Origin of the sequence: Polaromonas potterensis (genome assembly GCF_033446725.1) — a bacterium.
Classification (GTDB): Bacteria; Pseudomonadota; Gammaproteobacteria; order Burkholderiales; family Burkholderiaceae_C; genus Polaromonas.
Window position 1 is genome coordinate 146,487 of the sequence record NZ_JAWQLX010000003.1, and the last position, 11,222, is coordinate 157,708.

Genomic DNA, 11,222 nt, shown 5'->3' on the forward strand with positions numbered 1-11,222 from the left:
TCGGCCCGCTTCAACTTCACTCAACGCAGCACTTCAAGGCTGGGATTGCAGCCAGTCCCGCACAGCCTGTGGGTAAAGCCGGTGTTCCTGCACCAGCACCCGCGCGGCCAGGGTCTCGGCCGTATCCCCCGGCAGCACCGGCACCACCGCCTGCGCCAGGATGGGGCCGTGGTCCAGCGCTGCTGTCACCTGGTGCACCGTGGTGCCGGCCTCGGTGCACCCGGCGTCAATCGCCCGCTGGTGGGTGTTCAGCCCGGGAAAGGCCGGCAGCAGCGAGGGGTGGATATTGACCAAGCGCCCGGCGTAATGGCCGACAAACGCCGGGGTGAGGATACGCATGAAACCGGCCAGCACCACCAGCGCCGGCTGGTAGCGGTCAATCAGCGCCATCAGCGCCGCATCAAAAACCTCACGCGAGGCAAAGTCCCGGTGGCTGAGGACGTGGGTGGTCAGCCCCAGCGTTTGCGCCAGTTGCAGGCCCTGGGCCTCGGCCCGGTTGCTGATCACGGCGGCGATGTTGGCGCCGAACTGCGGGCCCCAGTCTTCTTCTTGCGCGGTTCTGGCGATGGCAGCCATGTTCGAGCCGCTGCCCGAAATCAGGATCACGATGTTTTTCATTGTTCTAAGATTATCGCCATGAGAGCACTTACCCCGAATGAAACCCGCGTGTTGGCCACCCTGATGGAAAAGGCCCGCACTGTCCCCGACAGCTACCCCTTGTCGCTGAATGCCCTGTTATTGGGCTGCAACCAGAAAACCAGCCGCGACCCGGTGATGGAACTCACCGAGCCACAAGCCCAGGAGGCGATCGACGCGCTGAAAGCCAACAGCCTGGTGTTTGAAGCCAGTTCCAGCCGGGTGCCGCGTTTTGAGCACAACTTTCAGCGCGGCTTTGGCGTGAGCGAGCCGCAGGCCGTGCTGCTGGGCCTGCTGATGCTGCGCGGGCCACAAACACCGGGCGAGCTGCGCACCAACAGCGAACGCTGGTACAAATTTGCCGACATCGCCAGCGTGGAAGACGCCCTGGCTGAACTCAAGACCCGCAGCGAAGACGGCGGCGCGGCCCTGGTACAACAACTGCCCCGGGCCGCCGGCATGCGCGAGCAGCGCTGGGCCCACCTGCTCTGCGGTGAGCAGCCTTTGCAGCAAGGCGGCGCAGGCGATGCCGCTGTCGATGCCGAAGCGGAGCCGATGTCCCTGGGCCAGGCCGAGCGCCTGCTACAACGCCTGGCCACGCTGGAAACCCAGGTGTCGCAGTTGCAGGGCCAGGTCGCGCATTTGCAGCAGGAACTCGGACTGTCTCAAGCCTGACACCCGGGAACGAACGATCGTGCTAAAAAGACCACACTGGAGACCTCGATATGGATTTAGCTTTCACCCCTGAAGAACAGAAATTCCGCGAGGACATACGCGCCTGGGTTGGTGCCAACCTGCCCGCCGAGCTGTCCCACAAGGTGCACAACGCCTTGCGCCTGACGCGCGACGATTTGCAGCGCTGGGCCAAAATCCTCGGCAAAAAAGGCTGGTTAGGCCACGCCTGGCCCAAGGAATTTGGCGGCCCCGGCTGGACCGCCGTGCAAAAACACCTGTTTGAAGAAGAATGTGCGCTGGCCGGCGCGCCGCAAGTGGTGCCTTTTGGCCCGGTGATGGTGGCGCCCGTGATCATGGCTTTTGGCAGCCCCGAGCAGCAAAAACGCCACCTGCCCGGCATCGCCAGCGGCGAGGTCTGGTGGAGCCAGGGTTACAGCGAGCCGGGTTCGGGTTCGGACCTGGCCTCGGTCAAATGCCGGGCCGAACGCCAGGGCGACAACTACATCGTCAATGGCCAGAAAACCTGGACCACCCTGGGCCAATACGGCGAGTGGATTTTCTGCCTGGTGCGTACCGCTACCTCCGGCAAGCCGCAAACCGGCATTTCCTTTTTGCTGATCGACATGAAATCGCCCGGTGTGACGGTGCGCCCCATCGTGCTGCTCGACGGCGAAGCCGAGGTCAACGAGGTCTGGTTCGACAATGTCGAGGTGCCGGTCGGCAACCTGATTGGTGAAGAAAACAAGGGCTGGACTTACGCCAAACACCTGCTCAGCCATGAGCGCACCGGCATCGCCGCCGTGAACCGCGCCAAACGCGAACTGGAACGCCTCAAACGCGTGGCCAAAACCGAAAACGTCTACGACGACCTGCGTTTCCGCGATGAAATCGCCAAACTCGAAGTCGATGTGGTGGCACTCGAAATGCTGGTGCTGCGGGTCTTGTCGGCCGAAAAGTCCGGCAAAAATTCGCTGGACATCGCCGGCCTGCTCAAGATCAAGGGCAGCGAGATCCAGCAGCGTTACAGCGAACTGATGATGCTGGCCGCCGGCCCTTACAGCCTGCCCTTCATCGAAGAAGCCATGGAAGCCGGCTGGCAAGGCAACTTCCCTGGCGGCGTGCAGGCCAACGCACCGCTGGCCTCGACCTATTTCAATATGCGCAAGACCACGATTTACGGCGGCTCGAATGAAGTCCAACGCAACATCGTCTCGCAAACCGTGCTGGGTTAAAGGAACACATCATGAATTTTGATTTCTCGGACGACCAGGACCAACTGCGCGACGCGGTCCGCAAATGGGTGGACAAGGCTTATGACTTCGAGCGCCGCCGCGGCATCGTCAAAGCCGGCGGTTTCTCGCGCGAGGCTTATGGCCAGCTGGCCGAGCTCGGCCTGTGTGGCCTCTACATCCCCGAAGCCAACGACGGCCTGGGCATGGGCCCGGTTGAAGGCATGGTGGTGATGGAAGAGCTGGGCCGCGGCATCGTGCTGGAACCTTTGGTCCAGACCCTGATCACCGGCGCAGTCTTGTCCGGCTACGCACCGGAATCGGTCAAAACCGCCTGGTTGCCCAAAATCGCCAGCGGCGAGGCCCTGGTGGTCCTGGCCTCGCAAGAACGCGCAGCCCGCTACAAGCTCGATGTTTGTGAAGCAAAAGCGGTTCCAGCCGGCGCGGGATGGGCGCTGACAGCTACCAAAAACATAGTGCCTGCGGGCGACCAGGCCGACGCCTTCATCGTGCCGGCCCAGGTCCAGGGCAAGATCGCCCTGTTCCTGGTGGAGCGCACAGCCAGCGGTGTCAACACCCGCGGTTACAGCACACAAGATGGCGGCCGGGCTGCGGACCTGGTGTGCAAGGACGCACCCGCCAGCCTGATCACGCTGGACGGCCTGAACGCGCTGGAACATGCGGTGGACATCGGTATTGCCGCGACCTGCGCCGAAGCCGTCGGTGTGATGGACAAGACCCTGGCCGTCACGGTCGAATACATGAACACGCGCAAACAGTTTGGCGTGGCGATCAGCAGCTTCCAGGCCCTGCGCCACCGCGTGGCCGACATGAAGATGCAATTGGAACTGGCCCGTTCCATGAGTTATTACGCTTCGCTCAAGCTCAATGCGCCGGCCGAAGAACGCCGCGCCGCACTGGCCCGGGCCAAGTACCAGCTGGGCACCTCCATGCGTTTTGTTGGCCAGCAGGCGGTGCAGTTGCACGGCGGCATCGGCGTGACTGACGAATACATCGTCAGCCACTACTTCAAGAAGCTGACCCAGCTGGAGATGAGTTTTGGCGATACCTTGCACCAGCTCGGTGAAGTATCAAGCCGCATGCAAGATACGGCCGGTGTATTTGCCTGAGCTGGCATTCCCCTACCGCTGAACACCAGGTGCAGCGTTACCATGACAGCCCGCAGACTCTTTGTCTGCGGGCTTTTTTTCATCAAGAGACAAGTCATGGCGCGCCATGCGGCATGACTTGGGGTGGTCGACACCCAGACAGTAACGACATCAACTGAACGCCAGGAGACCCCCATGACCTCACGCCGCCATCTGTTCGTACTGATCGCCAGCAGCCTGTTGCTGACGGCCTGCGCCACCGCGCCCGATCAGGAAGAACATCCACCGATTGTTTTTGTCCACGGCAACGGCGACACCGCCGCCTTGTGGCAAACCAGCTTCTGGCGTTTCGAGTCCAACGGCTGGCCGCGCGAGCGTCTGTATGCCATCGACCTGCCTTACCCGCTGTCGCGCGACGATGACGGCAAGGCCCAGCCAGGGCGTACCTCCACCACCGAACACATGGCTTTTCTGAAAGCCGAAGTTGACAAGGTGTTGCAGACCACTGGCGCCCGCCAGGTCGTGCTGGTCGGCAACTCGCGCGGCGGGAACGCGATCCGCAACTACATCCAGAACGGCGGCGGCGACCAGCGCGTGAGCCGCGCCATCCTGGGCGGCACGCCCAACCACGGCGTCTGGGCCATCAAGGGGTTTCGCGAAAGCAATGAATTTTCCGGCACCGGGCCGTTTTTGACCGGACTCAACACGCCCAAAAATGCCGCCGGCGACGAGGTCACAGGCCCGGTCCAATGGTTAACCGTGCGGTCCGACAACAACGACAAGTTTGCCCAGCCCGACGGCGTGTGGATAGGCGCCAAGGGCACACCAACCAACGTCGGTTATGACGGACCGGCGCTCAAGGGCGCAACCAATGGGGTGATCCCGCGCATCGACCACCGCGAGACTTCTTTTTCTCCCGCGGCGTTTGAAGTGACCTACCGCTTCATCACCGGCAAGACGACACCGCCGCGCACCATCCAGCCCGAAGTGCCGGTGCTGAACGGCAAAATCACCGGCCTGGGCCTCACACCCACTGACCCGGCCTCGGGCAACTACAGCAACAACCTGGCGCTGCCAGGGGCGCAATTACAGGTCTACGCCACCGATGCGGCCACAGGCGCACGCCTGGGCAACACCGTGCACAACAAAACCGTGGGCGCCGACGGCCTCTGGGGCCCGTTCAAGGCGCAGGCCGGTGTGCCTTATGAATTTGTCATCAGTGCACCGGGCTACGCAACCACACACATTTACCGCAGCCCCTTCCCTCGCTCCAGCAACATCGTGCACCTGCGCGCCGAACGTCTGGCCGAGGCTGACAAAAACGCCCAGTCCAGTATCAGCATGACGCGGCCGCGCGGTTACTTCGATGCGGCGCGGGACAGCATGCGTTTTGATGGCAACCCTGTGTTGCCCGGCGTGCCGCCCACGGGCGCTGGTGTGGCCAGTTCCAAGCTCAACCTGAGCCAGGCCACACTTCGCCCGATTTCAGCGGAGTTCAACGGCGAAAAAATCACGGGCCAGACCTGGCCCACCGCCGGGCAACACCTGGTGGTGCTGGAACTCACCAACTGAAGGTGAAGCCCGCCCCGCCGGCAGGGCGCCGGCGGACGGGCGAATGGCAGAACGCCTTAGAAGCCCAACACGTGGGGCAGCCAGGTCGAGATGGCCGGCACAAAAGTCAGCAGCATCAACACGACCAGGTGGGCGATCAGGAAAGGCGGCAACTCCTTGGTCAACTCCGCCATAGATACCCGGGTCGCCACGGCAGTCACGAACAGCAGGCCGCCGACTGGCGGCGTGATCATGCCTAAGGTCAGGTTCACGATCACCACCATCGCGAAGTGGATGGGGTCTATGCCCAGCGCGGCAGAAATCGGCGCCAGGATAGGCACCAGAATCATGATGCCGGGCAGTGGCTCCATGAAGATGCCGAAAATCAACAGCAGGATGTTGACCGCGATCAAAAAGGTCCAGGGCGACAAGTCCCAGCCCACAATCAGTTGCGACACCGCTTGTGGCACGCCTTCCACCGTCAGCACCCAGGCAAACGCCGCCGAGGCGGCCATCACCATCAGCACCGAGGCGGTCAGCAAGGCCGAGCGTGAGGCAATGCCGGGCAGGGCCTTCCACTCCAGCGTGCGGTACACCCACTTGCCGCAGATCAGCGCGTAAAACACCGCCACCACCGAGGCTTCGGTGGGCGTGAAAATACCAAAACGAATGCCCACCAGGATCAGCACAATCAGCAGCAGCGCGGGAATCGCCTTGAAGCTGTTGATCCACATCTCGCGCGCCGTGGGGCGCGGCTCACGTGAACGGTAGTCGCGCTTGAGGCAAACCCGCCAATTCACAAAAGCCATGGCCAGCGCGATCAGAATGCCGGGCACAAAACCGGCCATGAACAAGCCACCCACCGAGACCTGCTCGTCCTGCATGGCATAAATAATCATGGCGATGGAGGGCGGAATGATGGGCCCGACAATCGCCGTGCTGGCGGTCAGCGAGGCCGCATACGCGCGCGAATAACCGGCTTTTTCCATCATCTTGACCATCATGGAACCCGGTCCGGCGGCATCCGCCAGGGCCGAGCCGGAAATGCCCGAGAACAGGGTCAGGGACAAGACATTGGCGTAGCCCAGACCGCCGCGCAGATGGCCGACAAACTGGGCTGCAAAACGCAGCAGCACGGCTGTGAGCGCACCGCCCGACATCAGCTCGGCCGCGAGAATAAAGAAGGGCACGGCCATTAGCGGAAAGCTGTCGATGCCGGTAAACATTTCCTTGAACACGATGAGTTGCGGGTAACGCCCGCCTACAAACACCGCCAGCGCAGCCGACATGGCCAGCGCAAAAGCAACCGGAAAACCCAACACCATCAGCACGATGGCGGCAATAAAAAGAGTGGTCGTCATGAGAGTTTTGCCGTGGGGGTGTCAGAGCGAAGCGGCGGCATCGGCGTCCATTTCGGCGGACTCGGCGAAGCGGCCCTCCGAGACGTAGCTGCGCACGATGAACAGCAGGTGGATGAAGAGCAGCAAAAATCCCGCCGGCATGGCCGAATAAATCCAGGAGATCGCGATGTCCGTCGCCGCCGTGGTCTGAAACCGTGTGGCCCAGACGTAGAGGATGGAGAAATACGTCATCACCAGCGAAAACACGCCTATGCCCACCACCACCACGGCGCGGAACACCCGCGCCCAGCGTGTGCCAACCGCGGTGTGCAGGTTGTCGATGGCCACATGGCCGCCAAAACGCAAGACCAGGCCGGCGCCCAAAAAGGTGCCCCAGATCATCAGATGGCGAGCCACCTCTTCGGCCCAGACCAGGGAGTCGCCCGTGGTGTAACGCAACACCACGTTGGCAAAGACGATGCAGGCCATGGCCAGCAACAACAGGATCAAGACCCAGCGGTTGCAAGCCACCAGCGTGCGCTCAATGCGATTTAACATAGATCGGTCAGGCGCCGGGTGACGCCATCCTCAAGAGAAGAAGGTTGCAAACCAAGGCCCGGGTGTACCGGGCCTTGTGATCTCCAGACGCGTGGCGCCCGGATTATTTGAAGTTGCTGATCTCGTCCAGTGTCTTCTGGCCAAACTTGCTGGCGTACTGCTTGTAGGCCGGGGCCATCGCGGCTTTGAAGGCAGCCTTGTCGACATTGCTCACCACTTGGACGCCATGCGACTTGATCTCTTCCACGCCTTTTTTCTCGACCTCATCCACGAACTTGCGTGAAGCCAGCGCACCCGCCTGGGCACCCTGGGTGAACGCGGCTTTCTGCGCGTCGTTCAGACCGTTCCAGAAAGCCGGTGCCACGATCAGCGCCATGGGCGCGTACACGTGGGCGGTCAGCGACATGTGTTTTTGCACTTGCCAGAGCTTGGCCGAGACCACGACGGAAACCGGATTTTCCTGGCCGTCGATGGTGCCCTGCTGCAAGGCGCCAATCACTTCAGGCCAGGACATGGGTGTGGGCGAGGCGCCCAGCGTGCGGAAGGCGGTGATGTGCACCGGGTTTTCGGTCACGCGAATTTTCAGGCCTTTCATGTCTTCAGGCTTGCTCACCGCGTGTTTGCCGTTGGTGAGGTGACGGAAACCCTGCTCACCCCAGGACAGGGCAATCAGGCCACGTGCGCGGAATTTGGTCAGCAGGTCCTGGCCGAACTTGCCGTCCAGCACCGCACGGGCATGGGCCGTATCGCGAAACAGGAAAGGAATGTCCACCACACCCACGTCGGGCACGAAGTTGCTCAGGGCGCCCGTCGACACGATGACGGCCTCGACCGTGCCCAGTTGCAGGCCTTCGATCAATTCGCGCTCGCCACCCAGCGCGCTGGACGGAAACTGTTTGAACTTGAACGCACCGTTGGTGCTTTTTTCCACCGAGTCGGACCAGGCCTGGGCCGCCGCACCGTAGTGGGAGTTCACGGCCAGGGCATAACCCATCTTCACATCTTTGGCTTGCTGCGCGAAGGCGGCACCCGTTGAAACAGTCAGCGCAGCAATCGCGCAGGTCGCCAAAAAGGAGCGACGAATGGAAGTCATGGAATCATCCTTGTAGTTAATGGAATACGCGCACAAAAACCCGCCATTGTAGGTATGCGCTCCATCGGCCCTGCACGCGCAGACGGGCAGGCCTCACCCTCGGGATTGAAGCTCCCCCATTAAATTTTTAATGAAATAGGCCTCTAGCCCTTTATCCACAAGCGCTAGAAGCTATCAAAAACAGAGCAAAAGATAACGCAAAAACTTTGCCCATGAAACGCCATGGGCCGCCCCATCAGCTCAGCTCAGGCGGTAGTCCACGGGTGCCGGTTTGGCGGGTGGCAACACCTCACCCAGTGATTCGCGCAGGCTGACTTCAATCGCCTGACACAAGGTGTCCAGCGGCAAGTCATTGGGCTCCAGTCCAAACGGTTCTTCGATCTCATCACCCAGGGCGTCCAGCCCGAAGAAGGTGTAAGCCACCAGCGCCACCACAACAGGTGTCATGAAGCCAATCATGTCCACCAGGCCAAAAGGCAGCAGAAAACAATACAGGTAGGCCGTGCGGTGCAGCAGCAAGGTGTAAGAAAACGGCACCGGTGTGTTCTTGATGCGCTCGCAGGAAGCGGCCGCCGCCGTCATGGCCGACAAGGTCGCGTCCAGGCTGGCCGCGAGGCAGGCGTCCAGCCAGCCCTGGCGCTGGCAGGCGCCCAGCTCTTGACCCATGGCCAGCATGATGGCGGCCGGCTTGTTGGCAGACGCCTGGACACGCGGCCATTCGGCCGCAGGCAACCAGCGCTGCAACTCGCCGCTCTCGGGCTGGTCGCGTAATTGCAGACGCAAGGCGTGGACATAGGCAATCGCTCGGTAGACCAAACGCTGGCGCGCCGCTTCGGCGGCGGGCGCCTGGCCCGAGGCCTCGGACGGCTGGATAAAACTCTGGCACTGCCGCGACAGGGACTGGCAGCGGTGCACCAGTTCGCCCCAGAGCTTGCGCCCCTCCCAGTAGCGGTCATAAGCGGCGGTGTTGCGAAAGCCCAGAAAAATCGCCAGCGGCAGGCCGATCAGGGTGAAAGGAATGGTCGTCAGCGTGATCTTGAGGCTGAACAGATTGCCGTGGGCCAAGGTCACCAGGATGGCACTCAGGGTGTTGACCAGCAAGGTGGTGCGTATACGCGGCAGGATGGAGCCGCGCACCACAAAAAAGAGCCTGAGGCCGGAGGGGCGATCTCTGACAATCATGAGCAATCAAACCAAGGGTAAACCCTTATTTAACCATGATCCCGCCATTCACGGCGGGAAGCCGCCTCACACGTCAGATCAGCAAGCGCGAGGTCTTGGGCACATGGGCCATCAAAAATTCCATCTGGTCCGCCAGGATGCGGCGGTTGCGCAGGATGAAGTCTTCCCACAAGCTGGGCACATAAGGCGTGTACAGCAGCGGCATGTGGGCCTGTTCGGGCGTGCGGCTGCTTTTGCGGTGGTTGCAGGCGCGGCAGGCCGTCACCACATTCATCCAGATGTCGATGCCGTTTTGTGCAAATGGAATGATGTGTTCGCGCGTCAGGTCTTCTTCGTGGAAATGATCGCCGCAATACGCGCAGACATTGCGATCACGCGCAAACAGCTTGCTGTTGGTCAGCCCCGGCTTGAGGTTGAAAGGGTTGATGTTGGGCACGCCCTTGGTGCCGATGATGCTGTTGACGTGGATGATGGACTGGTTGCCGGTGACGGCATTGTGGCCGCCGTGAAACGTGGCGACCTGCGCACCCATCTCCCAGCGCACTTCATCCGAGGCATAGTGCAACACGGCTTGTTCAAGGCTGATCCACGATTGCGGCAAGCCCTGGGCTGAGAGTTTCAAGACCTTCAAACGAACCTCCATCATTGTAAAAACGCATGGAAACCGAACTCAAACTGTCTGACGCCTCAATATACCGTGAATTCATGACAAAGCCATGGCCAGGGCCTCTTTTGGCGCGTACAAGCCCGTCCCGCCGACCCAAGGCGCTATTAAAACGATAATCTGCAAGATGAAAGTTTTCCGCGGCTATCAACACCCGGCGCTCGCCTCGCAATGCGCGCTGACCATAGGCAATTTCGACGGCGTGCATCGCGGCCACCAGGCAATGCTGGCCCTGCTCAAAAACGAAGCGCAACACCGCGGCCTGCCGGCGTGTGTGATGACTTTCGAGCCGCATCCGCGCGAGTATTTTTCGCCGGCCACGGCGCCCGCGCGTATCTCGACCTTGCGCGACAAACTCACAGAACTGGCGCGCTGCGGCGTGGACCAGACCATCGTGTTGCCCTTCAACGCCAAGCTGGCAGCCCAAACACCGCAGGCTTTTATCAGCGACGTGCTGGTCGACGGGCTGCACGCCAGCTACGTGCTGGTCGGCGACGATTTCCGCTTTGGCGCCAAACGCGCCGGCGACTACGCCATGCTGGACGCCGCCGGCGACCAGCAGGGTTTTGACGTGGCCCGCATGAACAGCTATGAGGTGCATGGCCAGCGGGTCTCCAGCTCGGCCGTGCGCGAGGCGCTGGCACAGGGCCGCATGGACGACGCCGCGCGCCTGCTGGGCCGGCCTTACAGCATCTCCGGCCATGTGGTGCATGGCCGCAAGCTGGGCCGGGAGCTGGGTTTTCGCACGCTGAACCTGCGGTTTTCGCACTGGAAATCAGCCGCCGCCGGCATTTTTGCGGTGCATGTCCATGGCCTGACCGACCATCCCCTGCCCGGCGTGGCCAACCTGGGGGTGCGACCCTCGCTGGACGCCCGCGATATCAACGCCGGCCGGGTGCTGCTGGAGACCTATTGCCTGGCGTGGCCCGCCAGCCTGGGCCTGGAAGAGGCATACGGTAAAATCATCCGTGTGGAACTGCTACACAAACTGCACGACGAACTGACCTACGACGGCCTGGATGCTCTCCAGACCGGCATCGCCAGGGACTGCGACGACGCGCGGGCGTTTTTTGCCTCCATGCACACGGAAACCAGCCGCCAGACCACACGCGATCGAATTTAGACGATCTCGTTTGCCTGCCGCCGCCCTTCTTTCTTGCCGCCAGGGCCTGCGGCCCCCTTGTC

11 protein-coding genes are annotated in these 11,222 nt (G+C 61.8%); 5 read left to right on the forward strand and 6 right to left on the reverse strand.

The window, feature by feature from the left end:
- Positions 1-33 precede the first annotated feature (33 nt).
- Positions 34-618 carry a phosphoribosylglycinamide formyltransferase gene (purN, locus tag R6254_RS06785; protein ID WP_318405447.1) on the reverse strand — a complete coding sequence of 195 codons (585 nt, stop codon included), beginning with the start codon at positions 616-618 and terminating at the stop codon, positions 34-36.
- A gap of 18 nt (positions 619-636) precedes the next feature.
- Between purN and R6254_RS06790 the strand changes: the two genes are divergently transcribed.
- The 4 genes from R6254_RS06790 (at position 637) to R6254_RS06805 (ending at position 5,221) form a co-directional block, all read left to right on the forward strand.
- A complete protein-coding gene (locus R6254_RS06790) occupies positions 637-1,311 on the forward strand; it encodes a YceH family protein (RefSeq protein WP_318405449.1) in 675 nt (224 codons plus the stop codon).
- Between the two features lie 50 nt (positions 1,312-1,361).
- Positions 1,362-2,543: an acyl-CoA dehydrogenase family protein gene (locus R6254_RS06795; RefSeq protein ID WP_318405451.1), complete on the forward strand. Its 1,182-nt coding sequence runs from the start codon at positions 1,362-1,364 to the stop codon at positions 2,541-2,543.
- A gap of 11 nt (positions 2,544-2,554) precedes the next feature.
- Positions 2,555-3,670 (forward strand): acyl-CoA dehydrogenase family protein, encoded by a 1,116-nt coding sequence (locus R6254_RS06800; RefSeq protein WP_318405453.1) that lies wholly within the window; start codon positions 2,555-2,557, stop codon positions 3,668-3,670.
- A gap of 174 nt (positions 3,671-3,844) precedes the next feature.
- Positions 3,845-5,221, forward strand: a complete 1,377-nt coding sequence (locus R6254_RS06805; RefSeq protein WP_318405455.1) for an alpha/beta fold hydrolase — start codon at positions 3,845-3,847, stop codon at positions 5,219-5,221.
- A 56-nt stretch (positions 5,222-5,277) separates the two neighbouring features.
- Here the strand turns inward: R6254_RS06805 and R6254_RS06810 are convergent, their stop codons facing one another.
- The 5 genes from R6254_RS06810 to R6254_RS06830 all read right to left on the reverse strand — a co-directional run bounded on the left by R6254_RS06810 (position 5,278) and on the right by R6254_RS06830 (position 10,004).
- A complete protein-coding gene (locus R6254_RS06810; protein ID WP_318405457.1) occupies positions 5,278-6,561 on the reverse strand; it encodes a TRAP transporter large permease in 1,284 nt (427 codons plus the stop codon).
- Positions 6,562-6,582: 21 nt separating this feature from the next.
- Positions 6,583-7,098, reverse strand: a complete 516-nt coding sequence (locus tag R6254_RS06815; RefSeq protein WP_318405458.1) for a TRAP transporter small permease — start codon at positions 7,096-7,098, stop codon at positions 6,583-6,585.
- A gap of 103 nt (positions 7,099-7,201) precedes the next feature.
- Positions 7,202-8,191, reverse strand: coding sequence for a TRAP transporter substrate-binding protein (locus tag R6254_RS06820; RefSeq protein ID WP_318405459.1), 990 nt, complete (start codon positions 8,189-8,191; stop codon positions 7,202-7,204).
- A gap of 240 nt (positions 8,192-8,431) precedes the next feature.
- Positions 8,432-9,373 (reverse strand): bestrophin family protein, encoded by a 942-nt coding sequence (locus R6254_RS06825; RefSeq protein WP_318405460.1) that lies wholly within the window; start codon positions 9,371-9,373, stop codon positions 8,432-8,434.
- Positions 9,374-9,446: 73 nt separating this feature from the next.
- The gene (locus R6254_RS06830; protein ID WP_318406068.1) at positions 9,447-10,004 is read right to left on the reverse strand and encodes an HNH endonuclease; all 558 of its coding nucleotides are present in this window, start codon (positions 10,002-10,004) and stop codon (positions 9,447-9,449) included.
- 160 nt (positions 10,005-10,164) lie between these two features.
- On the opposite strand from R6254_RS06830, the gene R6254_RS06835 reads away from it, so the two are divergent.
- A complete protein-coding gene (locus tag R6254_RS06835; RefSeq protein ID WP_318405461.1) occupies positions 10,165-11,160 on the forward strand; it encodes a bifunctional riboflavin kinase/FAD synthetase in 996 nt (331 codons plus the stop codon).
- The last annotated feature ends 62 nt before the right edge of the window (positions 11,161-11,222 follow it).

Coding starts and splice junctions, on each gene's coding strand:
- R6254_RS06795 (WP_318405451.1), top strand. CDS start 1,362: ATGGATTTAGCTTTCACCCCTGAAGAACAGAAATTCCGCGAGGACATA.
- R6254_RS06820 (WP_318405459.1), bottom strand. CDS start 8,191: ATGACTTCCATTCGTCGCTCCTTTTTGGCGACCTGCGCGATTGCTGCG.
- purN (WP_318405447.1), bottom strand. CDS start 618: ATGAAAAACATCGTGATCCTGATTTCGGGCAGCGGCTCGAACATGGCT.
- R6254_RS06825 (WP_318405460.1), bottom strand. CDS start 9,373: ATGATTGTCAGAGATCGCCCCTCCGGCCTCAGGCTCTTTTTTGTGGTG.
- R6254_RS06815 (WP_318405458.1), bottom strand. CDS start 7,098: ATGTTAAATCGCATTGAGCGCACGCTGGTGGCTTGCAACCGCTGGGTC.
- R6254_RS06790 (WP_318405449.1), top strand. CDS start 637: ATGAGAGCACTTACCCCGAATGAAACCCGCGTGTTGGCCACCCTGATG.
- R6254_RS06835 (WP_318405461.1), top strand. CDS start 10,165: ATGAAAGTTTTCCGCGGCTATCAACACCCGGCGCTCGCCTCGCAATGC.
- R6254_RS06805 (WP_318405455.1), top strand. CDS start 3,845: ATGACCTCACGCCGCCATCTGTTCGTACTGATCGCCAGCAGCCTGTTG.
- R6254_RS06800 (WP_318405453.1), top strand. CDS start 2,555: ATGAATTTTGATTTCTCGGACGACCAGGACCAACTGCGCGACGCGGTC.
- R6254_RS06810 (WP_318405457.1), bottom strand. CDS start 6,561: ATGACGACCACTCTTTTTATTGCCGCCATCGTGCTGATGGTGTTGGGT.